Annotated in this window: 22 protein-coding genes and 5 tRNA genes; 22 read left to right on the forward strand and 5 right to left on the reverse strand. The window is 31.8% G+C overall.

Annotated features, from left to right (window positions below; all coding sequences use genetic code 11):
• Positions 1–770: major outer membrane protein (locus tag L8V88_RS07235; protein ID WP_263727387.1), on the forward strand; the 770-nt coding region annotated here is incomplete at its 5' end.
• 23 nt (positions 771–793) lie between these two features.
• Here the strand turns inward: L8V88_RS07235 and L8V88_RS07240 are convergent.
• A complete protein-coding gene (locus L8V88_RS07240) occupies positions 794–1,534 on the reverse strand; it encodes a YaaA family protein (protein ID WP_263727388.1) in 741 nt (246 codons plus the stop codon).
• Between the two features lie 93 nt (positions 1,535–1,627).
• Between L8V88_RS07240 and L8V88_RS07245 the strand changes: the two genes are divergently transcribed.
• From L8V88_RS07245 to fusA, 19 genes are all read left to right on the forward strand, one after another.
• A tRNA-Thr gene (locus tag L8V88_RS07245) sits at positions 1,628–1,703 on the forward strand.
• A 47-nt stretch (positions 1,704–1,750) separates the two neighbouring features.
• Positions 1,751–1,836 (forward strand) — tRNA-Tyr (locus L8V88_RS07250).
• Between the two features lie 7 nt (positions 1,837–1,843).
• Positions 1,844–1,920 (forward strand) — tRNA-Gly (locus tag L8V88_RS07255).
• A 104-nt stretch (positions 1,921–2,024) separates the two neighbouring features.
• Positions 2,025–2,099, forward strand: a tRNA-Thr gene (locus L8V88_RS07260).
• Positions 2,100–2,164: 65 nt separating this feature from the next.
• Positions 2,165–3,364 (forward strand): elongation factor Tu, encoded by a 1,200-nt coding sequence (gene tuf, locus L8V88_RS07265; RefSeq protein WP_039617742.1) that lies wholly within the window; start codon positions 2,165–2,167, stop codon positions 3,362–3,364.
• Positions 3,365–3,403: 39 nt separating this feature from the next.
• Positions 3,404–3,562 (forward strand): 50S ribosomal protein L33, encoded by a 159-nt coding sequence (rpmG, locus tag L8V88_RS07270; RefSeq protein ID WP_039617743.1) that lies wholly within the window; start codon positions 3,404–3,406, stop codon positions 3,560–3,562.
• 21 nt (positions 3,563–3,583) lie between these two features.
• Positions 3,584–3,659: transfer RNA gene (locus tag L8V88_RS07275), tRNA-Trp, on the forward strand.
• A 16-nt stretch (positions 3,660–3,675) separates the two neighbouring features.
• The gene (secE, locus tag L8V88_RS07280; RefSeq protein WP_039617745.1) at positions 3,676–3,858 is read left to right on the forward strand and encodes a preprotein translocase subunit SecE; all 183 of its coding nucleotides are present in this window, start codon (positions 3,676–3,678) and stop codon (positions 3,856–3,858) included.
• Position 3,859: 1 nt separating this feature from the next.
• The gene (nusG, locus tag L8V88_RS07285) at positions 3,860–4,393 is read left to right on the forward strand and encodes a transcription termination/antitermination protein NusG (protein WP_087684660.1); all 534 of its coding nucleotides are present in this window, start codon (positions 3,860–3,862) and stop codon (positions 4,391–4,393) included.
• Between the two features lie 27 nt (positions 4,394–4,420).
• A complete protein-coding gene (gene rplK / locus L8V88_RS07290) occupies positions 4,421–4,846 on the forward strand; it encodes a 50S ribosomal protein L11 (protein WP_012661181.1) in 426 nt (141 codons plus the stop codon).
• A 64-nt stretch (positions 4,847–4,910) separates the two neighbouring features.
• The gene (gene rplA / locus L8V88_RS07295; RefSeq protein ID WP_039617747.1) at positions 4,911–5,612 is read left to right on the forward strand and encodes a 50S ribosomal protein L1; all 702 of its coding nucleotides are present in this window, start codon (positions 4,911–4,913) and stop codon (positions 5,610–5,612) included.
• Between the two features lie 154 nt (positions 5,613–5,766).
• Complete coding sequence (rplJ, locus tag L8V88_RS07300; protein ID WP_039617749.1) at positions 5,767–6,246, forward strand: 50S ribosomal protein L10; 480 nt, start codon at positions 5,767–5,769, stop codon at positions 6,244–6,246.
• Between the two features lie 20 nt (positions 6,247–6,266).
• On the forward strand, positions 6,267–6,644 hold the full coding sequence (gene rplL, locus L8V88_RS07305; RefSeq protein ID WP_012661184.1) for a 50S ribosomal protein L7/L12: 378 nt from the start codon (positions 6,267–6,269) through the stop codon (positions 6,642–6,644).
• Positions 6,645–6,741: 97 nt separating this feature from the next.
• Positions 6,742–10,875, forward strand: coding sequence for a DNA-directed RNA polymerase subunit beta (gene rpoB, locus L8V88_RS07310; RefSeq protein WP_263727389.1), 4,134 nt, complete (start codon positions 6,742–6,744; stop codon positions 10,873–10,875).
• The gene (gene rpoC / locus L8V88_RS07315) at positions 10,868–15,421 is read left to right on the forward strand and encodes a DNA-directed RNA polymerase subunit beta' (protein WP_263727390.1); all 4,554 of its coding nucleotides are present in this window, start codon (positions 10,868–10,870) and stop codon (positions 15,419–15,421) included. The genes rpoB and rpoC overlap by 8 nt, the downstream gene beginning before the upstream one ends.
• Positions 15,422–15,463: 42 nt before the next feature.
• A complete protein-coding gene (locus L8V88_RS07320) occupies positions 15,464–16,096 on the forward strand; it encodes a CatA-like O-acetyltransferase (protein ID WP_263727391.1) in 633 nt (210 codons plus the stop codon).
• A 62-nt stretch (positions 16,097–16,158) separates the two neighbouring features.
• Positions 16,159–16,542 (forward strand): 30S ribosomal protein S12, encoded by a 384-nt coding sequence (rpsL, locus tag L8V88_RS07325; RefSeq protein WP_012661187.1) that lies wholly within the window; start codon positions 16,159–16,161, stop codon positions 16,540–16,542.
• 67 nt (positions 16,543–16,609) lie between these two features.
• Positions 16,610–17,080 carry a 30S ribosomal protein S7 gene (gene rpsG, locus L8V88_RS07330; protein WP_012661188.1) on the forward strand — a complete coding sequence of 157 codons (471 nt, stop codon included), beginning with the start codon at positions 16,610–16,612 and terminating at the stop codon, positions 17,078–17,080.
• A 12-nt stretch (positions 17,081–17,092) separates the two neighbouring features.
• A complete protein-coding gene (gene fusA, locus L8V88_RS07335; RefSeq protein ID WP_039617755.1) occupies positions 17,093–19,168 on the forward strand; it encodes an elongation factor G in 2,076 nt (691 codons plus the stop codon).
• Between the two features lie 32 nt (positions 19,169–19,200).
• On the opposite strand, the gene L8V88_RS07340 is transcribed toward fusA, so the two are convergent.
• The 4 genes from L8V88_RS07340 to putP all read right to left on the reverse strand — a co-directional run bounded on the left by L8V88_RS07340 (position 19,201) and on the right by putP (position 23,656).
• Complete coding sequence (locus tag L8V88_RS07340; protein WP_263727392.1) at positions 19,201–19,683, reverse strand: pyridoxamine 5'-phosphate oxidase family protein; 483 nt, start codon at positions 19,681–19,683, stop codon at positions 19,201–19,203.
• Positions 19,684–19,747: 64 nt separating this feature from the next.
• Entirely contained in the window at positions 19,748–21,118 is a 1,371-nt protein-coding gene (locus L8V88_RS07345) for a hemolysin family protein (protein WP_263675622.1), read from the reverse strand.
• A 78-nt stretch (positions 21,119–21,196) separates the two neighbouring features.
• Positions 21,197–22,177: a putative transporter gene (locus tag L8V88_RS07350; protein WP_039668130.1), complete on the reverse strand. Its 981-nt coding sequence runs from the start codon at positions 22,175–22,177 to the stop codon at positions 21,197–21,199.
• Complete coding sequence (gene putP / locus L8V88_RS07355) at positions 22,178–23,656, reverse strand: sodium/proline symporter PutP (RefSeq protein WP_263727393.1); 1,479 nt, start codon at positions 23,654–23,656, stop codon at positions 22,178–22,180. It lies immediately after the preceding gene.
• Positions 23,657–23,798: 142 nt separating this feature from the next.
• Here putP and L8V88_RS07360 point away from each other — a divergent pair, with 142 nt between their 5' ends.
• Complete coding sequence (locus L8V88_RS07360) at positions 23,799–25,004, forward strand: saccharopine dehydrogenase family protein (RefSeq protein WP_263727394.1); 1,206 nt, start codon at positions 23,799–23,801, stop codon at positions 25,002–25,004.
• 35 nt (positions 25,005–25,039) lie between these two features.
• Positions 25,040–25,717: a molybdate ABC transporter permease subunit gene (gene modB / locus L8V88_RS07365; protein ID WP_263727395.1), complete on the forward strand. Its 678-nt coding sequence runs from the start codon at positions 25,040–25,042 to the stop codon at positions 25,715–25,717.
• The last annotated feature ends 281 nt before the right edge of the window (positions 25,718–25,998 follow it).

Here is a 25,998-nt window from a genome sequence, read left to right on the forward strand (position 1 = left end):
ACTGGTTTGACGCTTTCAACTGGAAAGATGATGGTGATACTTCTATAGGTAAAACAATTATAGCTTATGATGGTGCAGAGTATGATGCTGTTACTAGCCCAGTAACTCTAGCTAAATCATCACTATACGGTGCTGCTGTATTAGGTGACTTTGATCCATTTGCATTCCAAGTATGGGCTGCTTATTCAAACAACTGGGCATTCTTATATGCAGTAGATGCTAGTTATAAATTTGCATTTAACGATGCTAATTTCAAAATCCAAGCTCAATACTTAGGAAATAGCCTAGATAGCGACAAAGAAAAATTAGGCTTAGATAATGGTAATTTCTATGCTGGACAAATTCAAGCAAATATCTATGCTTTTGATTTTCAAGCAGGTGTAGTTGGTTATGGTGAAAAAGATAAAGGTAGCGTAGTTGTATTAGAAGATAAAGGTCAAGTTATAGCTCCAGGTGAGCAAATTTTCTATTCTCATGGAAGTAGATTAACAGGTGACACAGGTGAAAACTTCTTCTATTTTGCAGGTTTAGGCTATACTTTTGCTGAAACACTAAGAGTAGGATTTGATTATGTTGGTGGTACAACTGAATTAAGTCATGGAGCTAAAGATATAGATAAAAACGAATACATCGCAAGAGTATCTTATGCTTATAGTCCAAAACTTACATTTAGTGGATTCTATTCTTACTTAACTGAAGATTTTAATACTGCTAATGTAGATGATATTAAAGATCAATTCATCAGACTTGAAGCTCTATACAAATTCTAATTATAAAAGCTAAGCCAAAAGGCTTAGCTTACTATATCTAAAATTATCTCTTCTTTTAATCCTTGTATTTTAATTTCTTTTATTTTTAATTCATTAGGTAGATTTTCAAGCAAAGCTTCTTTGCTATGTATATTTTTATTTGCTAGTATTCTTAGCATTTTACCCCTATAAGCCTTTGCAAAATGACTTAAACTCTTGGATTTTTTTAAAAAAGTGAAAGTTAAAAAAGGCTTTTTAATAGTATAAAATTTTTCATAAAATTTAGCTCTAAGATCAATTATCAGTTCATTTTCTAAAAATTTATCAATTTCATCAGAAAAATTATCTTTATAAAATTTTTCTATATTAAACTCTTTGATTTTCTCTCCTTGCTTTAATTTGTAATAAGGTATTAAATCTTTTGCTAAAATAGGACCAAAAAGATTAGAAAAAATCAAAACATTCTCATCTATGTATTTTTTAGCTATTTCATCCAAACTCTCATAATCTAAATAATCAAAAGCAACTCCATTGTATCTTTGGATAGCTTTAATTGTGTCTTTTATTATAATATCTTGAGCTAGCTCTTGCATTTCGTTTTTATCTTTTATACCAAAAAACTTTTCAAGTTTGCTTTCACTGCATTGTTTTATATGATTTTTATATTTTGTAAGCACTTCTAGTCTTTTGCTATATAAATTACTAAAAACAAAAGAGTTTTCATTTATACAAGTTTGTGTGTTTGTTTTACTTTTGCTTTCACTAGGTGAAAATAAAATTTTCATATTTAATCCTTTATTTTTTTAAAAAATTATACAAAATTATTTAAAACACTTGACATTAATTCAAAATTACATTATAATTCAACTTTATTTTTTGCTGGTTTAGCTCAGTTGGTAGAGCAGCTGCCTTGTAAGCAGCAGGTCGGGGGTTCAAGTCCCTTAACCAGCTCCATTGTTAATAGCAGTGTTTGACCAGAAATAAAAAGCATTTTTATTCATGGTGAGTTACTCAAGTGGCCAACGAGGGCAGACTGTAAATCTGCTGGCTTTCGCCTTCCGTGGTTCGAATCCACGACTCACCACCATTGCTTTGCGGGAGTAGCTCAGTTGGCTAGAGCATCAGCCTTCCAAGCTGAGGGTCGCGGGTTCGAGTCCCGTTTCCCGCTCCAACCTAATTTTGGTAGAGTGAAACTGGGAGCTGTTTTTAAATTCAGAATTTCTAGCAGTTTCAAATTTCCAAAATTTATAATTTATGTTTTTAATTTTTCTGAGCGCTCGTATGGCTCAGAGGTAGAGCACTCCCTTGGTAAGGGAGAGGTCGCGGGTTCAAGTCCCGCTATGAGCTCCATTGATTTCAAAAGATTATAAAACATAAATTAGTATTTGTTTGTAAATTTTATATGGAGGAAAAAGATGGCTAAAGAAAAATTTTCACGTAATAAGCCTCACGTAAATATTGGTACTATTGGTCACGTTGACCACGGTAAAACTACTTTAACAGCTGCTATCTCTGCTGTTCTTTCAAGAAGAGGTTTGGCTGAGCTTAAAGATTATGATAATATCGACAATGCTCCTGAAGAAAAAGAGCGTGGTATTACTATTGCAACTTCTCACATTGAGTATGAAACAGAAAATCGTCACTATGCTCACGTAGACTGCCCAGGTCACGCTGACTATGTTAAAAATATGATTACTGGTGCTGCTCAAATGGACGGTGCTATTCTTGTTGTTTCTGCTGCAGATGGCCCAATGCCACAAACTAGAGAGCACATCTTACTTTCTCGTCAAGTAGGTGTACCATATATCGTTGTTTTCATGAACAAAGCTGATATGGTTGATGATGCTGAATTATTAGAATTAGTTGAAATGGAAATTAGAGAACTATTAAGTTCTTATGACTTCCCAGGAGATGACACTCCAATTATTTCAGGTTCTGCTTTACAAGCTCTTGAAGAAGCAAAAGCTGGACAAGATGGTGAATGGTCTAAAAAAATCCTAGATCTTATGGCAGCAGTTGATGAGTATATCCCAACTCCAGCTCGTGATACAGATAAAGATTTCTTAATGCCAATTGAAGATGTATTCTCAATTTCAGGTCGTGGTACAGTTGTTACTGGTAGAATTGAAAAAGGTGTTGTTAAAGTTGGTGACACTATTGAAATCGTTGGTATTAGAGAAACACAAAGCACTACAGTAACTGGTGTTGAAATGTTTAGAAAAGAAATGGATCAAGGTGAAGCAGGTGATAACGTAGGTGTTCTTCTACGTGGTACTAAAAAAGAAGATGTTCTTCGTGGTATGGTTCTTGCTAAGCCAAAATCAATTACTCCACATACTGACTTTGAAGCAGAAGTTTATATTTTAAATAAAGATGAAGGTGGTCGTCATACTCCATTCTTTAATAACTATAGACCACAGTTCTATGTAAGAACAACAGATGTTACTGGTTCTATCCAACTTGCAGAAGGCGTTGAAATGGTTATGCCAGGTGAGAATGTTAGAATTACTGTAAGTCTTATTGCACCAGTTGCACTTGAAGAAGGTACTCGTTTTGCTATCCGTGAAGGTGGCCGTACTGTTGGTTCAGGTGTTGTATCTAAAATTATTAAATAATCATAAGCGAGATTTTATCTCGCTTTTTAAGGAATAAAAATGAGAATTAAAGTTGGCTTGAAATGTGAAGAGTGCGGTGATATTAATTACAGTACTTTTAAAAATAGTAAAAATACAACTGAAAAATTAGAATTAAAAAAATATTGCCCAAGATTAAAAAAACATACAGTTCATAAAGAAGTTAAATTAAAAAGTTAAGGCTTTTATATAAAAGCCCTTAGGGCAATAGCTCCAACGGTAGAGCGCCGGATTCCAAATCCGATGGTTGGGGGTTCGAATCCCTCTTGCCCTGCCACAAAATAAGGTAAAATATGGAAAAACTAATAACTTATTTTAAATTGTCAAAAGCTGAATTATCAAAAGTTATTTGGCCTTTGAAAGAGCAAGTTAGAAATGCTTATATTACAGTTTTTGTAGTTGTTACTGTTGTTTCATTATTTTTAGCATTGGTTGACTTGATTATGTCGTTTTCATTATCTAAGATTATAGGATAAAATAATGAATCATAAATGGTATGCAATTCAGACTTATGCAGGTAGTGAAATGGCTGTAAAAAGAGCCATAGAAAATTTAGTTAGAGATCATGGAATTCAAGAGCAATTGCTAGAAGTGATTGTTCCAACTGAAGATGTGATTGAATTTAAAAATGGTAAAGAAAAAATAAGCGAAAGAAGTTTATATTCAGGCTATGTATTTGCCAATATTGACTTATCAACAGAACTTTGGCATAAAATTCAATCTTTGCCAAAGGTTGGTCGTTTTATAGGGGAAAGTAAAAAACCAACCCCATTGAGTGAAAAAGATATCAATCTTATTTTAGAAAAGGTGAAAAATAAAGCAGCACCTAAACCTAAAATTTCATTTGATAAAGAAGAAAGTGTAAGAATAACCGAAGGTCCTTTTGCAAACTTTGTAGGTATTGTAGAAGAATATGATATGGTTAGAGGAGTTTTAAAGCTAAATGTTTCAATATTTGGTAGATCAACTCCAGTAGAGATCTTATACTCTCAAGTTGAAAAAATAGTTTGATAATATAGCAAGTAAAGGAGAAAGGTTATGGCTAAAAAAGTCGTAGGAGAAATAAAATTACAAATAGCTGCTACTAAGGCTAATCCATCACCTCCAGTTGGTCCTGCTTTGGGTCAACAAGGTGTTAATATTATGGAATTTTGTAAAGCATTTAATGAAAGAACAAAAGATATGGCTGGTTTTAATATTCCAGTTGTTATTACTGTTTATGCAGATAAAAGCTTTACATTTATCACAAAACAACCACCAGCTACAGATTTAATCAAAAAAGCTGCAGGTATTTCTAAAGGTGCGGACAACCCTTTAAAAAACAAAGTAGGTAAATTAACTAAAGCACAAGTTTTAGAAATTGTTGATAAAAAAATAGCTGATATGAACACAAAAGATAGAGAGCAAGCTGCTAAGATTATTATGGGTTCTGCTCGTTCTATGGGTGTTGAAATCGTAGATTAATACTCTTTACCGCCAAGAGTTTAAAAAGGCGGTAGCACTTTATATAAAATGCGGAGAAAAATTAATGTCTAAAAATACTAAAAGATTTACAGAATTATTAAAAAAAATTGATTCAAATAAAAATTACTTAATGGATGAAGCAATAAGCACAGTTAAAACTCTTGCTTCTGCTAAATTTGATGAAACAGTTGAAATTGCTTTAAAATTAAATGTTGATCCAAGACATGCAGATCAAATGGTAAGAGGCAGTGTAGTTTTACCTTGTGGTACAGGTAAAAAAGTGCGTGTTGCTGTTATAGCAAAAGATGCAAAAGCTGATGAGGCAAAAAATGCAGGTGCTGATATAGTTGGTAGTGATGATTTAGTAGAAGAAATTCAAAAAGGAAATATGAATTTTGATGTTTTAATTGCTACTCCAAATTTGATGGGTTTAGTTGGTAAAGTAGGTCGTATTTTAGGACCTAAAGGGCTAATGCCAAATCCTAAAACAGGTACTGTGACAATGGATGTTGCACAAGCTGTGAATAATGCTAAAAATGGTCAAGTTAACTTCCGTGTTGATAAACAAGGAAATATCCATGCAGGTTTAGGTAAAGTTAGCTTTACTCAAGAGCAATTAAAAGAAAATATGACAGCATTTGTAAAAGCTATTAATAAACACAAACCAGCCGCTGCAAAAGGAAGATATATTAAAAACGCTAGTCTTTCTTTAACTATGAGTCCTTCTCTTTCTCTTGATACTCAAGAATTACTTGATACAAAATAAAATTAATGAGAGTTTTACTCTCATTAATAAAAATTAGATAAGATAATAACTTTTATTTTATCTAATTTTTATCTTAGATTGGAGATAGCCGAGGTCCTAGGACTTAATTAGATTTTCTGCTCTGCTTGAAATCACCGGTCGGAAAGGAGTAAAGATGACTAAAAGCCAAAAAGTTGAACTTGTTTCTAAACTTGAAGAAGGTTTTAAAGCTAGTGAAGCTGTTGTAGTTTGTAACTATAAGGGTTTAAACACTAAAAAACTTGAAGAGTTAAGAAATAATGCGAGAGAAATGGATGTTAAAGTTCAAATTATTAAAAATACTTTAGCAAGTATTGCTCTTAAAAATGCCGGCAAAGATGGAATGGAACTTAAAGATACTAATATTTATCTTTGGGGTGAAGACCAATTAAATGTTTCAAAAGTTGCTGATAAATTTAGCGAAGCTAATCAAGCATTTGAGATCAAAACTGCATTTATCGAAGGCGAAGTTGCTTCTGTGGATAAAGTTAAAGCTTTAGCTAAAATGCCTTCTCGCAATGAATTACTTGCTATGCTTTTGCAAGTTTGGAATGCACCAATTACCAATTTCACAATTGGATTAAATGCATTAAAAGAAAAAAAAGAAGCTGAATAAAATTATAAAAAGGATAAAAAATGGCAATTACTAAAGAAGATGTATTAGAATTTATTTCTAACCTAAGTGTTCTTGAGCTTTCAGAATTAGTAAAAGAATTTGAAGAAAAATTTGGTGTTTCTGCTGCTCCAGTTATGGTTGCAGGTGCTGCTGTTGCAGGTGCTGCTGGCGGTGCTGCTGAAGAAAAAACTGAATTTGATATCGTATTACAAGATGGTGGTGATAAAAAAATCAACGTAATTAAAGTTGTTCGTGCATTAACTGGTCTTGGATTAAAAGAAGCAAAAGACGCAGTTGAGCAAACTCCATCAGTTCTTAAAGAAGGTGTTAGCAAAGCTGAAGCTGAAGAAGCTAAAAAACAACTTGAAGAAGCTGGCGCTAAGGTTGAGCTTAAATAATTTTTTGTTTTTTAAAAGAAAGGATTATATATCCTTTCTTGTTTTCCTTTAATTAAGGATTCTTTCTTTCAATACTTTTACCATGGGGTATAATAATATGTTAAATTCACAATCAGGAAATCGTTTAAGAATAGACTTCTCGAATGTTCCACAACAAATAGACATTCCAAATTTATTACAATTACAAAAAAAGAGTTTTGATTATTTTTTAAATTTAGATGCAAAAAATTCAGAAAGCGGAATTGAAAAAGTATTTAAATCTATCTTTCCAATCCATGATCCGCAAAATAGATTAAGTTTAGAATATGTAAGTAGTGAAGTAGGTAAGCCTAAATATACCATTAGAGAGTGTATGGAAAGAGGTTTGACTTATTCTGTAAATTTAAAAATGAAAATCCGTTTAACTTTACATGAAAAAGATGAAAAAACGGGTGAAAAAATTGGTATAAAAGATATTAAAGAACAAGAAATTTATATTAGAGAAATTCCTTTAATGACAGATAGAATTTCTTTTATTATCAATGGAGTAGAAAGGGTTGTAGTTAATCAACTTCATAGAAGTCCAGGTGTTATCTTCAAAGAAGAAGAAAGTTCTACTGTTGCAAATAAATTAGTATATACAGCTCAAATTATACCAGATCGTGGTTCTTGGCTTTATTTTGAATATGATGCTAAAGATGTACTTTATGTACGTATCAATAAAAGAAGAAAAGTGCCTATTACAATTTTATTTAGAGCACTTGGTTATAAAAAACAAGATATTATAAAATTATTCTACCCTATACAAACTATTCATGTAAAAAAAGATAAATTCTTAACCGAATTTAATCCAAATGACTTTTTAGATAGAGTTGAATATGACTTAAAAGATGAAAAAGGTAATGTAATTCATCAAGCTGGTAAAAGAATGACAAAGAAAAAGGCTGAACAGCTTGTAAAAGATGGTGTTAAGTGGGTTGAATATCCAGTTGAAATTTTAACAAATAGATATTTGGCTAATCCTATCATTAATAAAGAAACCGGTGAAGTTTTATATGATTCTTTAACACTATTAGATGAAGGAAAATTAGCAAAAATTAAAGAAGAAAAACAGTTTGATATTGCAAACGATTTAGCTAATGGAGTAGATGCTGCTATTATTAATTCTTTTATTCAAGATAATGAAACTTTAAAATTATTAAAACAAACAGAAAATATAGAAGATGAAAATGATTTAGCAGCTATTAGAATTTATAAAGTGATGAGACCAGGTGAGCCTGTAGTAAAAGATGCTGCAAAAGCTTTTGTGAATGATTTATTTTTCAATCCTGAAAGATATGACCTAACAAAAGTTGGTCGTATGAAAATGAACCATAAGTTAGGCTTGGATACGCCTGAATACGTTACAGTTTTAACTAATGAAGATATAGTAAAAACTGCAAAATATTTAATTAAAGTAAAAAATGGTAGAGGCCATATCGATGATAGAGATCACTTGGGTAATCGTCGTATTAGATCAATCGGAGAGCTTTTAGCGAATGAACTTCATGTAGGTCTTGCTAAAATGCAAAAATCTATTAGAGATAAATTTACGGCTTTAAATGCAGATATTGACAAAGTAATGCCTTATGATTTGATCAATCCTAAAACAATTACTGTAACCATTATGGAATTTTTTACTGGTGGTCAATTATCTCAATTTATGGATCAAACAAACCCATTGAGTGAAGTAACTCATAAGCGCCGTTTATCTGCACTTGGTGAGGGTGGTTTAGTAAAAGAAAGAGCAGGATTTGAGGTGCGTGATGTCCACGCAACACATTATGGAAGAATTTGTCCTGTTGAAACTCCAGAAGGTCAAAATATCGGTTTGATTAATACACTTTCAACTTATGCTAAAGTAAATGATCTAGGTTTTGTTGAAGCACCTTATAAGAAAGTAGAAAATGGTAAAGTAAGCAATGAAATCGTTTATTTAACCGCTACTCAAGAAGAAGGTTTAGTGATCGCAGCAGCTTCAACTAAAATTGATGAAAAAAGTAATATTGTTGAAGAATTTGTTGAAGCAAGACAAGATGGTGAAACAATCTTAGCAAGAAGAGAAGAAGTGCATTTGATTGACCTTTGTTCGGGTATGATAGTAGGGGTTGCAGCATCTTTGATTCCATTCTTAGAGCATGATGATGCAAACAGAGCTTTGATGGGTTCAAACATGCAACGTCAAGCAGTGCCTTTACTAACTGCGCAAGCACCTATAGTAGGTACTGGTATGGAAAAAATCATTGCGCGTGATGCTTGGGAAGCTATTAAAGCTAAAAGAGCAGGGATTGTAGAAAAGGTTGATAATAAAAATATTTTCATTTTGGGTGAAGATGAAAATGGACCATTTATTGATCATTACAAAATGGAAAAAAATCTAAGAACTAACCAAAATACAACTTTTATTCAACATCCGATTGTTAAAAAAGGTGAATTTGTTCAAGCAGGTCAAATCATTGCAGATGGTCCAAGTATGGATCAAGGCGAACTTGCTATTGGTAAAAATGCTTTAATCGCATTTATGCCATGGCATGGGTATAACTATGAAGATGCTATTGTAATTAGTGAGAAAATTTTACGTGAAGATACTTTTACTAGCGTTCATATTTATGAAAAAGAAGTAGAGGCTAGAGAACTTAAAGATGGCGTAGAAGAAATTACAAAAGATATTCCAAATGTAAAAGAAGAGGATTTAGCACATCTTGATGAGAGTGGTATTGCTAAAATAGGAACTCATATTAAGCCTGGCATGATTTTAGTAGGTAAAGTTTCTCCTAAAGGTGAAGTAAAACCTACACCTGAAGAAAGATTATTAAGAGCTATTTTTGGCGAAAAAGCAGGACATGTTGTAAATAAATCTTTATATGCAACTGCTTCATTAGAAGGTGTTGTTGTAGATGTGAAAATCTTTACTAAAAAAGGTTATGAAAAAGATGCGCGTGCTATAAAAGCTTATGATGATGAAAAATTAAACCTTGAAAAAGAACATCATGATAGACTTTTAATGATGGATAGAGAAGAAACTTTAAGGGTTTGTTCTTTGCTTTCTAAGTCGCCTTTAAATTCAGATGAAGAAATAAATGGTGTTAAATATAAAAAAGGTTCCAAAGTAGAAATTACAGAATTAGAAAAAATCAATCGTTTTGCATTAAATTCTTTAGTTAAAGCTTATTCTAAAGAAGTGCAAAAAGAATATGATGATTTAAAAAATCATTTCCAAAATGAGAAGAAAAAACTTAAAACAGAACATGATGAAAAATTAGAAATTTTAGAAAAAGATGATATTTTACCAAGTGGAGTAGTTAAACTTGTTAAAGTATATATCGCGACTAAGAGAAAATTAAAAGTTGGGGATAAAATGGCAGGGCGCCATGGAAATAAAGGTATTGTATCTAATATCGTTCCAGAAGTTGATATGCCATATTTACCTGATGGAAGACCTATTGATATAGCTTTAAATCCTCTAGGGGTTCCAAGCCGTATGAATATAGGGCAAATTCTTGAAAGTCACCTAGGGATTGTTGGTATGAGACTAGGTGATCAAATTCAAGAAATTTTTGATAGAAAACAAAAAGATTTTGTAAAAGAATTACGCGAAAAAATTCTTGAAATTTGTAGTGTATCTAGACTTGAGCTAGAAAAGAAATTTGTGCAAACTTTAAATGATGAGCAACTTATTTCTTATGCTAGAGATTGGGCTAAAGGGGTAAAATTTGCTACTCCTGTATTTGAGGGTGTAACGGTTGAAGAATTTGGTAAGCTTTTTGAAATGGCTAAAATAGCTATGGATGGAAAAAGCGAACTTTATGATGGAAGAACTGGCGAAAAAATGGCAGAGCGTGTACATGTTGGATGTATGTATATGCTTAAATTACATCACTTAGTAGATGAAAAAGTTCACGCAAGAAGTACTGGACCTTATAGTCTTGTAACACAACAACCAGTTGGTGGTAAGGCTTTATTTGGTGGGCAAAGATTTGGTGAGATGGAGGTTTGGGCTCTTGAAGCTTATGGAGCGGCTCATACTTTAAGAGAAATGTTAACCATAAAATCTGATGATGTTGAAGGTAGATTTAGTGCTTATAAAGCTTTAACAAAAGGTGAGAATGTTCCAGCAACAGGTATTCCAGAAACATTCTTTGTACTTACAAATGAATTAAAATCTCTTGCTTTAGATGTTGAGATTTTTGATAAGGATGAGAATAATGAGTAAATTTAAACCTATCGAAATAAAAGAAGATGGCAGACCTAGAGACTTTGAAGCTTTTCAATTAAGACTTGCAAGTCCTGAAAAAATCAAATCGTGGTCTTATGGGGAAGTAAAAAAACCAGAAACGATTAATTATAGAACCTTAAAGCCTGAAAGAGACGGGCTTTTTTGTGCTAAAATTTTTGGACCAGTAAGAGATTATGAATGTCTTTGTGGTAAATATAAAAAAATGCGCTTCAAAGGCATTAAGTGTGAAAAATGTGGTGTTGAAGTTACTAGTTCTAAAGTGCGTCGTTCAAGAATGGGACATATCGAGCTAGTTACACCGGTGGCACATATTTGGTATGTAAATTCTTTACCAAGTCGTATCGGTACTTTGCTTGGTGTAAAGATGAAAGATTTAGAACGCGTATTGTATTATGAAGCATATATAGTAGAAAATCCAGGTGATGCTTACTACGATAATGAAAATACTAAAAAAGTTGAATTTTGTGATGTATTAAATGAAGAGCAATATTTAAATTTAATGCAACGCTATGAAAGTAGTGGATTTAAAGCTAGAATGGGTGGTGAAGTTGTTAGAGATTTGCTAGCAAATTTAGATCTTGTTGAGCTTTTAAATAAACTAAAAGAAGATATTGCAGCAACTAATTCAGAAGCAAAGAAAAAAACTATCATTAAACGTTTAAAAGTGGTAGAAAATTTCTTAAATAGCAATTTAAATAGCAATACAAATATTGATGAAGTGGTACCTAATCGTCCTGAGTGGATGATGATTACAAATTTACCTGTATTACCACCTGATTTAAGACCTTTAGTAGCTTTAGATGGTGGAAAATTTGCAGTTTCTGATGTGAATGATTTATACAGAAGAGTTATCAATAGAAATACGCGTTTAAAAAGACTTATGGAGCTTGATGCACCTGAAATTATCATTAGAAATGAAAAAAGAATGCTTCAAGAAGCAGTTGATGCTTTATTTGATAATGGTAGAAGAGCAAATGCGGTTAAAGGTGCAAATAAACGTCCGTTAAAATCTTTAAGTGAAATCATCAAAGGAAAACAAGGTCGTTTCAGACAAAATCTACTTGGTAAAAGGGTGGATTTCTCAGGTCGTAGTGTTATTGTTGTTGGGCCAAAACTTAGAATGGATCAATGTGGTTTACCTAAAAAAATGGCTTTAGAATTATTTAAGCCACACTTATTAGCTAAACTTGAAGAAAAAGGTTATGCTACCACTGTAAAACAAGCTAAAAAAATGATAGAAAACAAAACTAATGAGGTTTGGGAGTGCTTAGAAGAGGTTGTTAAAGGTCATCCTGTAATGCTTAACCGTGCTCCAACCTTGCATAAGCTTTCCATCCAAGCTTTCCATCCTGTGCTTGTAGAGGGCAAGGCAATTCAACTTCATCCATTAGTGTGTGCGGCATTTAATGCTGACTTTGACGGGGACCAAATGGCTGTGCATGTGCCTTTATCGCAAGAAGCAATAGCTGAGTGTAAAGTATTAATGCTCTCATCTATGAATATCTTGCTTCCAGCAAGTGGTCGTTCTGTGACTGTACCTTCTCAAGATATGGTTTTGGGGATTTATTATCTGTCTTTAGAAAAAGATGGTGCTAAGGGTGAGCATAAAATTTGCACAGGTATTGAAGAGGTTATGATTGCTCTAGAAGCAAAATCTTTAGATATTCATGCAAGCATTAGAAGTGTGGTTGATGGTAGAAAAATCACAACAACTGCGGGAAGATTAATCATTAAGTCTATCTTACCTGATTTTGTTCCTGAAAATATGTGGAATAAAGTCATGAAGAAAAAAGATATTGCAGCTTTGGTTGATTATGTTTATAAAGAAGGTGGCCTTGAAGTAAGTGCTAGCTTTTTAGATAAATTAAAAGATCTTGGTTTTGAATATGCAACAAAAGCGGGTATTTCTATTTCAATTGCTGATATTATTGTGCCTGATCAAAAGCAAAAAAGTATAGAAGAAGCTAAAAAACAAGTAAGAGAAATCCAAAATTCATATAATTTAGGTTTGATTACTTCGGGCGAAAGATATAATAAGATTATTGATATTTGGAAAAGCACTAATAATGTCTTATCAAAAGATATGATGGAGTTAATTAAAAAAGACAAAGAAGGGTTTAACTCTATTTATATGATGGCAGATTCTGGTGCTAGGGGTTCAGCAGCTCAAATTTCACAGCTTGCTGCGATGAGGGGTCTTATGGCTAAACCTGATGGTTCTATTATTGAAACACCGATTATTTCAAACTTCCGTGAAGGATTAAACGTTCTTGAATATTTTATTTCAACTCACGGTGCTAGAAAAGGTCTTGCAGATACAGCGTTAAAAACAGCAAATGCAGGTTATTTGACAAGAAAACTTATCGATGTAGCTCAAAATGTAAAAGTTACAATGGAAGATTGTGGCGCACATGAGGGTGTTGAGATTAATGAAATCACCGCAGATGGTGTTGTAATTGAAACCTTAGAAGAAAGAATTTTAGGAAGAGTTTTAGCTGAAAATATTATTGATTCTATTACTAATGAGATTTTATTCTCAGAAGGTACTTTAGTAGATGAAGAAAAAGCTAGAATTATCGTTGAAAGTGGAGTAAAGAGTGTAAGCATTAGAACTCCTATTACTTGTAAAGCTAAAAAAGGCGTATGTTCTAAATGCTATGGTATTAACCTAGGTGAAGGCAAATTAGTTAAGCCAGGTGAGGCTGTAGGTATTATATCTGCTCAATCAATCGGGGAGCCAGGAACACAACTTACGCTAAGAACTTTCCACAGTGGTGGTACTGCTAGTACAGATTTGCAAGATCGTCAAGTAGTAGCACACAAAGAAGGTTTTGTAAGATTTTATAATCTTAATACCTATGAAGATAGACAGGATAAAACTATCGTTGCAAATCATCGTAATGCTGCTATTTTACTTGTTGAGCCAAAAATCAAAGCTCCATTTAAAGGAACTATCCATATTGAACATGCATATGAAGATGTAGTGGTTAGTGTTAAAGCGAAAAACAATGAAGCTAAGTTTATATTAAGAAAATATGACTTAGCAAAAGCTAACGAGCTTGCGGGTGTAAGTGGTAATATTGAAGGTAAATTATATATTCCATATAGCGATGGTGCTGAAGTAGCTGAAAATGAAAGTATTGTAGAAGTAATCAAAGAGGGTTGGAATATACCAAATCGTATTCCTTATGCGAGTGAGTTGCTAGTAAAAGATGGTGATCCTATCACTCAAGATATTATAGCTGGTGCAAAAGGTACCTTGAAGTTTTATATGCTTAAAGGGGACGGTTTAGATAGAATTAGAAATCTTAAAAAAGGTGATGTAGTTAAAGAAAAAGGTGTTTTTGTTGTTATTGCTGATGAAAATGATAGAGAAGCAAAAAGACATTATATACCAAGAGAATCTGTGATTGAATTTGACGATAGTGCTTTTGTAGATAATCCTAAAACCATCATAGCAAAATCAAGTAAAGAAGATAAAACTATCATTGCTGAATGGGATGCGTATAATAATACTGTAATTGCAGAAGTTGCAGGTACAATTAACTTTGAGGATATTGAATCAGGTTATAGTGCTGATGAGCAAATTGATGAAGCAACAGGTAAAAGATCACTTGTTATTAATGAGTATTTACCAAGTGGAGTGCGTCCAGCATTATTAATCATAGGTGAAAATGATAAAGTAGTGCGTTATCAACTAGAGCCAAAAACTGTTATTTATGTAAATGATGGCGACAAGGTTAAACAAGCTGATATCCTAGCTAAAACTCCAAAGGCAGCGGCTAAGTCAAAAGATATTACTGGAGGTCTTCCAAGGGTATCTGAATTATTTGAAGCAAGAAAGCCAAAAAATACTGCTGTTGTGGCTGAAATTGACGGGGTTGTTAGATTTGATAAACCTTTAAGATCAAAAGAAAGAATCATTATCCAAGCAGAAGATGGAAGTAGTGCAGAGTATTTAATTGATAAATCAAAACGCATTCAAGTAAGAGATGGTGAATTTATCCATGCGGGTGAGAAATTAACCGATGGAGTTATTTCAAGCCATGATGTACTTAGAATTTTAGGTGAAAAAGCATTGCATTATTATCTTATCTCTGAAATTCAGCAAGTTTATCGTGGTCAAGGTGTTGTGATTTCTGATAAGCATATTGAAATCATCGTATCGCAAATGCTAAGACAAGTAAAAATTGTTGATAGCGGTCATACAAACTTTATTGTAGGTGATTTGGTTTCAAGAAGAAAATTCAGAGAAGAAAATGAAAGAATTTTAAGATATGGCGGTGAACCTGCTGTGGCTGAACCTGTATTGCTTGGGGTTACAAGAGCAGCTATTGGAAGTGATAGTGTGATTTCAGCTGCTTCATTCCAAGAAACAACAAAAGTTTTAACAGAAGCAAGTATTGCAGGTAAATTTGACTATCTTGAAGATCTAAAAGAAAATGTAATCTTAGGTCGTATGATTCCTGTTGGTACAGGTCTTTATGGGGATCAAAATTTAAAACTTAAACAACAAAATTAATTTTCAATCCTAGCAATTTTGCTAGGATTTTTAAAGTATTTTATGTTTAAAATAATTGATTTGGAACAATATAAAAGAAAAGAACATTTTAATTTTTATACTCAAAATATCCCTTGCTCGTTTGAAATTACTGTTAAATTAGATATTAGTTCTTTTTATTATTTTATTAAAAACAATAATTATGAATTCTATCCTTGTTTTATCCACACTATTAGTAAAAGTATAAACGCTTTTGATAATTTTAAATTTAGTTTAGATCAAAACAAACAGCTGATATGTTATGATGTTATCCATCCTTCTTATACTATTTTTCATAAGGACTCTAAAACTTTTTCTGTTCTTTGGACTTTCTATAAAGAAAATTTAAATGATTTTTTATCTTTATATGAAGAGGATAAACAATTATTAAAAAGCAATAAAAGTATGTTTTTAAAAGAACCTATAGATAATCTTTTTAATATTTCTGCTATTCCTTGGATAGCTTTTGAAAATTTTTCTTTACACTTGCCAAAAAAAGAGCAATATTTCTTTCCTATTATAACAAGTGGAAAGATTATAAAAGAAAATAAAAAATTTCTCATTCCTTTTAGTATTAATGTTAATCATGCCAGCAATGATGCTTATCACATTTATTTGTTTTTAGAAAAACTCCAAGAAAACCTTAATAGTTTATAATTTTATAAGTAAAATTTAGATATTATCCAAAGTTTATTATTTTATTAATGAAAGGAATTACTGTGCCAACCATAAATCAATTGGTTAGAAAAGAGCGCAAAAAAGTTTTAGAAAAATCTAAATCACCAGCGCTTAAAAATTGCCCACAAAGAAGGGGAGTTTGTACTAGGGTTTATACAACAACTCCTAAAAAACCAAACTCAGCGTTAAGAAAAGTTGCCAAAGTAAGACTTACAAGTGGCTTTGAAGTTATTAGTTATATCGGTGGTGAAGGTCACAACCTACAAGAACACAGCATTGTTTTAGTGCGTGGTGGTAGGGTAAAAGACTTACCAGGTGTTAAGTATCACATTGTTCGTGGTGCCTTAGATACTGCAGGTGTTGCAAAAAGAACTGTTTCTCGTTCTAAATATGGTGCAAAACGCCCTAAAGCAGCAGCTAAATAATAAGATTGCAGACAAATCCGTTAGATTTGATTTTGTTTGAGTAAAATTATAAATTTGAAGGAAAATTATGAGAAGAAGAAAAGCTCCGGTAAGAGAAGTCTTGCCAGATCCGATTTATGGAAACAAAGTAATCACAAAATTCATTAATTCTTTAATGTATGATGGTAAAAAAAGCACAGCTACTACTATTATGTATGGTGCTTTAGAAGCTATCGATAAAAAAGGTGGAGAAAAAAAAGGTATAGAAATTTTTAATGATGCTATTGAAAATATCAAGCCTTTATTAGAAGTTAAATCTCGTCGTGTTGGTGGTGCTACTTATCAAGTTCCAGTAGAAGTGCGTCCAGCTAGACAACAAGCTTTAGCTATAAGATGGATTATTTCTTTTGCTAGAAAAAGAAGTGAAAGAACTATGATTGAAAAATTAGCAGCTGAATTATTAGATGCAGCTAATAGTAAAGGTGCTTCATTCAAGAAGAAAGAAGATACTTATAAAATGGCAGAAGCTAATAAAGCATTTGCTCATTATCGCTGGTAAGAGGAGTAAAACATGTCAAGAAGTACTCCTTTAAAAAGAGTTAGAAATATAGGTATCGCAGCTCACATTGACGCTGGTAAAACAACTACTAGTGAGAGAATTCTTTTCTTTACAGGTATGAGTCATAAAATTGGTGAGGTGCATGATGGTGCAGCTACAATGGACTGGATGGAACAAGAAAAAGAAAGAGGTATTACAATTACTTCTGCTGCTACAACTTGTTTTTGGAAAAATCACCAAATTAATCTTATAGACACTCCAGGCCACGTTGACTTTACAATCGAAGTTGAAAGATCAATGCGTGTTTTAGATGGCGCTGTTGCGGTATTTTGTTCAGTAGGTGGAGTTCAACCACAATCAGAAACTGTTTGGAGACAAGCTAATAAATATGGCGTTCCAAGAATTGTTTTTGTAAATAAAATGGACAGAATTGGTGCGAATTTCTTTAATGTAGAAGAGCAAATTAAAAATCGCTTAAAAGGCAACCCAGTTCCACTTCAAATTCCAATTGGTGCTGAAGATAATTTCAAAGGTGTAATTGATCTTATTACCATGAAAGCTTTGGTATGGGAAGATGAAAACAAGCCGACTGATTATGTAGAAAAAGAAATTCCAGCTGAGCTTAAAGAAAAAGCTGAAGAATATCGCACAAAAATGATAGAAGCGGTTTCTGAAACAAGCGATGAATTAATGGAAAAATATCTAGGCGGTGAAGAACTTACTCAAGAAGAAATCAAAGCAGGCATTAAAGCAGGATGTTTAAGTCTTTCTATGGTTCCTATGCTTTGTGGTACAGCTTTTAAAAATAAAGGTGTTCAACCATTGCTTGATGCTGTTGTTGCTTATTTACCAGCTCCTGATGAAGTTGCTAATATCAAAGGTGAATATGAAGATGGTACAGAAGTTTCTGTAAAATCAACTGATGATGGTGAATTTGCAGGTCTTGCATTTAAAATTATGACCGACCCTTTTGTTGGACAATTAACTTTCGTTCGTGTATATAGAGGAAGTTTAGAAAGTGGTTCTTATGCGTACAACTCAACAAAAGACAAAAAAGAAAGAATTGGTCGACTTTTGAAAATGCACTCTAATAAAAGAGAAGAGATTAAAACTTTATACGCAGGAGAAATCGGAGCGGTTGTTGGTCTTAAAGATACACTAACTGGTGATACTTTAGCAAGTGAAAAAGATAAGGTTATTTTAGAAAGAATGGATTTTCCAGATCCTGTTATTTCAGTTGCTGTTGAGCCTAAAACAAAAGCAGATCAAGAAAAAATGTCTATTGCTTTAAATAAATTAGCTCAAGAAGATCCAAGCTTTAGAGTTTCTACAGATGAAGAAAGTGGTCAAACTATCATTTCAGGTATGGGCGAGCTTCACTTAGAAATTATCGTTGATAGAATGCTTCGCGAGTTTAAAGTTGAAGCGGAAGTTGGTCAACCTCAAGTTGCTTACCGTGAAACTATTAGAAAAACAGTTGAGCAAGAATACAAATACGCTAAACAATCAGGTGGTCGTGGTCAGTATGGTCATGTATTCTTAAGACTTGAGCCACTTGAGCCAGGTAGTGGTTATGAGTTTGTAAATGATATCAAAGGTGGGGTAATTCCAAAAGAATATATTCCAGCAGTTGATAAAGGTGTTCAAGAAGCATTGCAAAACGGTGTTTTAGCAGGATATCCTGTTGAAGATGTTAAAGTAACTGTTTATGATGGAAGTTACCACGAAGTGGATTCTTCTGAAATGGCGTTTAAACTTGCAGCTTCTATGGGCTTTAAAGAAGGCGCTAGAAAAGCAGGTGCTGTAATCTTAGAACCTATGATGAAAGTTGAAGTTGAAACTCCAGAAGAATACATGGGTGATGTTATTGGTGATTTAAATAAACGCCGTGGTCAAGTAAATTCAATGGATGAAAGAGGTGGTAATAAAATTATTACAGCATTTTGTCCTTTGGCTGAGATGTTTGGTTACTCAACCGATCTTAGAAGTCAAACTCAAGGCCGTGCTACTTATTCTATGGAATTTGATCACTATGATGAAGTTCCAAAAAATGTTTCTGAAGAAATTATCAAAAAAAGAAACGGTTAATCTATCAAGATGAGCTTATTGCTCATCTTGAATTATTTGTGTCCCTTTGAATTAATTAAATTAATTACTCCTTCATTAATTTCATATGCTTTTCCAAAACCTTTAACATATCTTCCATTTTTCAGTATAAGTTGAAATAAATGAAAATCTTTCATATTTTTAATGACTTGAATCACTTCTTTATTGTTTTCATTTTCATAAGTATTTAATACTTGCTCAAAGAGTTGATTATCTCTTGTTATTTCTACACATTCTATTCTAAATTTAAGTCTTTTTCTTGCAAAGATTGACATGCAATCTTTTTCATCTTCTATAAACATAATTTCTATGTTTTTATTATTGTGTTTAACTCCTTCAAAATGTTCAGCAATTTCACTAATATAAATATAAAAGTCATTTTTAATTTTTATAATAGGTGCGTATGAGCATATTGTTTGATTGTTTAAATTTAAAGAAGATATCATAATACTTTTGCATTCTTGCATAAATTGACTAATTTCATCATGTAATTGCATATATTTTCCTTGTAGGTTAGAATGGATAAGATTGAGGATTGTATGAAAGTAAAAGAAGAGTTTATCACTCTTCTTCATCAGTATTTTTGCGTACAACTTTAATGCGTTCTATACTATTTCCATCCATCTTTTTGACTTCATAGTAGCAGAATTCATCTTCTATTCTATCTCCAACTACCGGTAAGCGTCCTAAGAGATTGAAAACATATCCACCTATAGTGACTTGCTCTAGTTCTTCATTAAAGCGTATATCAAGCATTTCTTCTACTTCACTAATTTCATATCTTCCTTGAAATTCATAAATGTTTTCTGCTAGTTTTTTAAAATGTGGACTAGAATCATCATGCTCATCGTTAATATCTCCAACGATTTCCTCCATAATATCTTCCATGGTTAAAAGACCGGCTGTGCCACCATATTCATCTACTACTAATGCTGTGTGTACTTGTTCTTTATTCATCATGAAAAGGACTTTGGATATGCTGATATTTTCTGGAACTAAGATCATTTTGATTAAAAAATCATCTAAATTTTTCTTATCTTTGCTAAGTTCATTTTGCATGATGTCTCTAATATGCACCATACCCAAAATGATATCTTTAGAACCATCTATATATGGAAAGCGTGTGTGTTTGTACTGACAAACTATTTGCATATTTTCTTCATAGCTTTTTTGCTTGTTAAGACATATCATATCTTTTCTAGGTGTCATGATTTCTTTTGCTACTGTATCTGAAAAATCAACAGCATTACGTATGATTTCAGTTTCAAACTCATCCAAAACTCCACCTTTTTGGCTTTCACTCGCAATAAATTTAATTTCTTCTTCAGAGTGGCTTAATTCATGTTCTTTAGCAGGTTTAATACCTATAACTTTTAAAGAAATTGCAGCTAAAAAGTCAAATGTTTTGATAAAAGGTAAGAAAAGCAACCAAAATAAATGCAATGGTCTTGCAATCCATAAAACAGCTTTATCTGCAATAGCTATAGCAACACTTTTTGGAACTAACTCACCTAATACAACATGTAATAATGTGATAATAGCAAAAGCGATAACAAATGCTATAGTATGAATTAATGCCGGAGCTAAGCCTAAATTTGCCAAAGGAACTTCAAGAATTTTAGCAATAGCAGGCTCGCCTATCCAACCAAGAGCAAGAGAGCTTAGCGTAATACCAAGTTGGCAAGCACTTAAATAAGTATCTAGTTTTGAGGTTACTTCTAAAGCTTTTTTTGCATTACGTTTTTTTTCTTTTACCATTTCTTCAAGTTTTGATCTACGCACTTTAACAATAGCAAATTCAGATAAAACAAAAAATCCATTTAAAAGCACTAAAGCTAATGCAACAAGAATCATAAAAGTAGAATAGCCTACATCAATCGAGGCAACAGCGGGTAATGTTTGATTTAAGTCTAAAGATTGACTGGGGTCCAAAAAAACTCCTTTAATAAAATTTTTGCAAAATTATATCAAATCAAAACTATAAAATTAGCTTAAAATAAATGATATATTTTAAATTAATTTATGTTTTCTATATTCAATATTTTTTTCAAATTCATCTAAACGTTTATAAATGCTACGCAACTGTGTGATAGTTGTCCAATTGGTGATAAAAATACTAAATGAAGATCTAACTTGATCAAAAGCATTGCCAACTTGTATGATAATTCCAAGTTGTATAAGTCCTAAAAACAAGCTTGGAGCCATGATTAAAAAAGGCACTATAACCATGATTTGCTCAAATAAATAAAGCCATATATTAAAATACCCATAATGCAAAAATAATCTTTTATAATTGATTTTAAGTCCAGTAAATAAACTTAAAATACTTTCATCGCTTGCATAATTTTTTCTATCATCTTCAGCAAAAACAAGTTCTTTTCTAAAAGCGGCTTCGGCTTTTTGATTATTATATTCAAGACCAGGTAATTTAATGCCAACAAACCATGATATAACAAGACCTCCTAAAGAAACCAAAAATGCAATCCATACTAAAGAGCCATTAATGTCTTTTAAGATAGGTAAATTAACATGCGCACTTAACATCCACAAAATCGGAACAAAAGCAATTAAAGTCATAATTGCCTTAACAAAAGCCAATCCTAAGCTTTCTATGATTTTTGAAAAATTATAAATATCTTCTTGAATTCTTTGTGAGCTACCTTCTATGTTGTCATCTTTTTTTTGCCAAAATTTAATATAATCAAAAGTCATAGCCTCACGCCATTTAAAGGCATAAATACTTCCAAAATATTGTGTGATAGTAGCGATTAATACATAAGGCAATGCTAGATACAAAAATTGTTTAATAAAATGATAAAAGTCATCTATGCTATGATTTTTCGCATCTTGTAAAACATCATAAAATTCCTTATACCATTCATTTATTGCAACATTAATGGAAGTTTGAGCAAGTAAAGAAGCTAGTAAAAAAAACAAACCCAAATAAGCCCACAATGCCCATTTTTTTGAATAAAAAAAAGATTTAAACATTTAAATTTCTTTTAACATTTTTTCATAGTGTTTTATTGTATGTTTTTTTGCTTTAAAAATTATACTAAAAATTACAATAAAACAACTTGCAACTAAAAATCCAGGGATGATTTCATAAATTGCTATAAAATTTGAACCAAAATGTTTATAAAATATAACAGTTAAAGCTCCACTAACCATTCCAGCTATCGCACCTTCTTTACTCATATTTTTATAAAATAAAGAAAATAAAATAACACTTCCAAAACTAGCTCCAAAACCTGCCCATGCATATGAAACAATACCTAAAATTTGACTTTGCGTATCAAGTGAAAGTACAAAAGCTACACAAGCAACAGCTAAAACACCTAGACGTGATAATAAAGTAATATTTTTATCATTTGTTTTTCTTTTTAAGATTTGTGTATAAAAATCTTGCACCAAGCTAGAAGCACACACTAGTAGTTGAGAACTTGCAGTACTCATAATAGCTGCTAAAATCGCACTGAGTAAAATTCCTGCCACCCAAGGGTTAAAAAGCACTTGAGACATTACAATAAATATTCTTTCAGGATCATTTAAAGTAAGATTAAATTTAGCTATATAAGCAATACCTAAAAATCCTATCATAGCAGCACCAAATAAAGAAATCACCATCCAAGTTATGCCTATAAAAGTTGCAGTAGGAATTTCTTTTACATTTTTTATAGAGATAAAGCGAATTAAAATGTGAGGTTGGCCAAAATAACCAAGCCCCCATGCCAGGGTTGATACCACGACTAGCCAACCCCCACCGTCTAAACCAAAGGCTTGGGGCTTTACATCATTTATAGTAGAAAAGGCTTCGCCAAAGCCACCAAGTTCAAAAATCATCACAAAAGGAATGATGATTAATGAACTCATCATTAAGAGTCCTTGAATCATATCAGTCCAGCATACGGCTTTATAACCACCTAAAAAAGTATATAAAACAATAACTAAAAATCCAATGCTTAAGGCAAAAATATAAGATAAATTAAATACACTTTCAAAAAGCTTAGCACCACTTACTAATCCAGCGCTAATGTAAATAGTAAAAAATACTAAAATAACTATTGCACAAATGCTTCTTAAAATATGTCTATCATCATGAAAGCGACTTTCAAAAAAATCAGGAATTGTAATGCATTCTTTGGCTATTTGAGAAAAAATCTTTAATCTTTTAGCAACAAAAGTCCAGTTTAAAAACATACCAAAACTTAAGCCTATAGCTATATAAATTTGTCCTAAACCAGCTGCATATAAAGCACCAGGAAAAGCCATTAAAAGCCAACTACTCATATCAGAAGCACCTGCACTTAAGGCAGATATTACCGGTCCCATGGAGGCATTACCAACAAAATAATCTTTACTGTTTTGATTTTTTTTGTAAAAGTAAAAACCTATAAAAAGCATTAAAAATGCATAGGTAATAAAAGTAATAACAATAGGATAAGAAAGTTCTACACTTTGTAAATTCATAAGTGTCCTTAAAAAATTTAAAAAACTATCATTTTACTTGTTTTATTTTAAAAAAACATTATAAAAATTATTTTTTATTTTTTATTTCAATGCTTTATAAAGTTTTTTTGTTACAATTTTCTAAAAAATTTAAGGAAAAATGATGAAAAATCTTTTGATTATAGGTGCAGGTGGTGTAAGCCGTGTTGCGACTGTAAAATGTGCAATGAATAGTGATGTCTTTAGTAAAATAACTCTAGCAAGTAGAACCAAAAGTAAATGTGATGAAATAGCAGCTTTTATAAAAGAGCGTTTAGATGTAGAAATTCAAACTGAGCAAATAGATGCAGATGACACTGCTGCTGTTGTAGAACTTATCAAAAAAACAGGAGCTGAAATTTTATTAAATGTAGCTTTACCTTATCAGGATCTTACTTTAATGGATGCGTGTATTCAAACTAATATCCACTATGTAGATACTGCAAATTATGAACATCCTGATTTAGCTAAATTTGAATATAAAGAACAATGGGCAAGAAATGATAAGTTTAAACAAGCAGGAATTTTAGGACTTTTAGGTAGCGGTTTTGATCCAGGTGTTACTAATGTATTTTGCGCTTATGCACAGCAAAATTTGTTTGATGAAATTCATTATATAGATATATTAGATTGTAATGCTGGAGATCATGGCTATGCCTTTGCAACTAATTTTAATCCTGAAATTAACTTAAGAGAAGTTTCTGCTAAAGGTTGTTACTGGGAAAATGGAAAATGGATAGAAACTGAACCTATGGAAATAAAAATGGAGTGGGATTATCCTGAAGTAGGGGTAAAGGATAGTTATTTACTTTATCATGAAGAGCTTGAAAGTTTAGTAAAAAATATCAAAGGTTTAAAAAGAATAAGATTTTTTATGACTTTTGGACAAAGCTATTTAACTCATATGAAATGTCTTGAAAATGTTGGTATGCTAGGTATTAAGCCTGTTATGCATCAAGGTAAAGAAATAATACCAATAGAATTTTTAAAAACATTACTTCCTGATCCTGCTAGTTTAGGCCCTCGCACCAAAGGCTATACTAATATAGGTTGTGTAATTCGTGGTGTAAAGAATGGAAAAGATAGACAAGTTTATATTTACAATGTTTGTAATCACGAAGAATGCTTTAAAGAAACTGGAGCGCAAGCTGTGAGTTATACTACCGGAGTTCCTGCAATGATAGGAACAAAGCTAATCGCTAAAGGAATTTGGCAAGGAAAAGGTGTGTTTAACATGGAAGAATTTGATGCTAAACCTTTTATGGATGAGTTAAATACTCAAGGACTTCCTTGGAAAATTATAGAAATGGAGCCAAATTTAGGAAAATAATCTCAAGTCTTTTTTGACTTGAGAAAGTTTTAATAATGACACAATTGTTATTAAGTATAGATTGGACACCTTTTTTAGTTTCCATAAAGCTTTCTATTATTACTTGTATAATTTTGTTTTGTTTTTGCATACCTCTTGCTTGGGTTTTTACTTTTAAGCAATTTAGAGCAAAAAAAATTCTAGAAACCATAATAACCTTACCTTTAGTTTTACCACCATCTGTTGTTGGTTTTTACTTATTGATTTTATTTTCAAAATACTCTTTTTTTGGTAATTTTTTAGAAAAACATTTTAATATCACTTTAGCTTTTACCTTTGAAGGTTTGGTGATAGCAAGTTGTATTTATTCTTTACCTTTTATGTTTAATCCTTTATATAATGCAATGTCTATGATTTCTAAAAATATTATAGAGGCTAGTTTTTCTTTGGGAAAAAATTCTTTCACCACACTTTTAAAAGTAATCTTACCTAGTATCAAACCAGCTATATTAAGTGCTTTGGTGATAAGTTTTGCGCATACTATGGGCGAGTTTGGTATAGTATTAATGATAGGTGGCTCTTTAAGCGGAGAAACAAAAGTAGCTAGTATTGCTATATATGAAAGTATGGAAAATTTAGATTTTGTCACAGCCCATATTTATAGTCTCATACTTTTAATTTTTAGTTTTATTGTTTTATTAAGTGTGAATCTTCTTAATAAACAAAAAAGATAATCTATTTGTTATCTTTATACATTTTGATATAAATTTATCTAATCATATTTTATCTTTAATTGTTGGTTTTCTCTTTTGTTTTCTTGTTTATTAGCTATATTTAAGATATTGTTTTCATTATATTTGACATAAATTTTCTACATTTTATAACAACTCATATCTCATTATTTTTTCTAAAAATTTACCACATATTATAAACCAATATCCACAACCCCTCCTCTATATTTACCTATCACATACCATAACACACTCTATTCTCCTCCTTTTTTTAATAATTCCAC

Source organism: Campylobacter sp. IFREMER_LSEM_CL2101 (genome assembly GCF_025771825.1).
GTDB classification, from domain to species: domain Bacteria; phylum Campylobacterota; class Campylobacteria; order Campylobacterales; family Campylobacteraceae; genus Campylobacter_D; species Campylobacter_D lari_C.

What these genes read in the sequence shown, in the direction of transcription:
- rpsG (WP_012661188.1), top strand. Translation starts at nt 16,610, where the DNA reads ATGAGAAGAAGAAAAGCTCCGGTAAGAGAAGTCTTGCCAGATCCGATT.
- secE (WP_039617745.1), top strand. Translation starts at nt 3,676, where the DNA reads ATGGAAAAACTAATAACTTATTTTAAATTGTCAAAAGCTGAATTATCA.
- fusA (WP_039617755.1), top strand. Translation starts at nt 17,093, where the DNA reads ATGTCAAGAAGTACTCCTTTAAAAAGAGTTAGAAATATAGGTATCGCA.
- rplK (WP_012661181.1), top strand. Translation starts at nt 4,421, where the DNA reads ATGGCTAAAAAAGTCGTAGGAGAAATAAAATTACAAATAGCTGCTACT.
- rplJ (WP_039617749.1), top strand. Translation starts at nt 5,767, where the DNA reads ATGACTAAAAGCCAAAAAGTTGAACTTGTTTCTAAACTTGAAGAAGGT.
- rpoC (WP_263727390.1), top strand. Translation starts at nt 10,868, where the DNA reads ATGAGTAAATTTAAACCTATCGAAATAAAAGAAGATGGCAGACCTAGA.
- L8V88_RS07340 (WP_263727392.1), bottom strand. Translation starts at nt 19,683, where the DNA reads ATGCAATTACATGATGAAATTAGTCAATTTATGCAAGAATGCAAAAGT.
- putP (WP_263727393.1), bottom strand. Translation starts at nt 23,656, where the DNA reads ATGAATTTACAAAGTGTAGAACTTTCTTATCCTATTGTTATTACTTTT.
- rplL (WP_012661184.1), top strand. Translation starts at nt 6,267, where the DNA reads ATGGCAATTACTAAAGAAGATGTATTAGAATTTATTTCTAACCTAAGT.
- rpoB (WP_263727389.1), top strand. Translation starts at nt 6,742, where the DNA reads ATGTTAAATTCACAATCAGGAAATCGTTTAAGAATAGACTTCTCGAAT.
- L8V88_RS07360 (WP_263727394.1), top strand. Translation starts at nt 23,799, where the DNA reads ATGAAAAATCTTTTGATTATAGGTGCAGGTGGTGTAAGCCGTGTTGCG.
- modB (WP_263727395.1), top strand. Translation starts at nt 25,040, where the DNA reads ATGACACAATTGTTATTAAGTATAGATTGGACACCTTTTTTAGTTTCC.
- rplA (WP_039617747.1), top strand. Translation starts at nt 4,911, where the DNA reads ATGTCTAAAAATACTAAAAGATTTACAGAATTATTAAAAAAAATTGAT.
- rpmG (WP_039617743.1), top strand. Translation starts at nt 3,404, where the DNA reads ATGAGAATTAAAGTTGGCTTGAAATGTGAAGAGTGCGGTGATATTAAT.
- L8V88_RS07350 (WP_039668130.1), bottom strand. Translation starts at nt 22,177, where the DNA reads ATGTTTAAATCTTTTTTTTATTCAAAAAAATGGGCATTGTGGGCTTAT.
- L8V88_RS07320 (WP_263727391.1), top strand. Translation starts at nt 15,464, where the DNA reads ATGTTTAAAATAATTGATTTGGAACAATATAAAAGAAAAGAACATTTT.
- tuf (WP_039617742.1), top strand. Translation starts at nt 2,165, where the DNA reads ATGGCTAAAGAAAAATTTTCACGTAATAAGCCTCACGTAAATATTGGT.
- L8V88_RS07240 (WP_263727388.1), bottom strand. Translation starts at nt 1,534, where the DNA reads ATGAAAATTTTATTTTCACCTAGTGAAAGCAAAAGTAAAACAAACACA.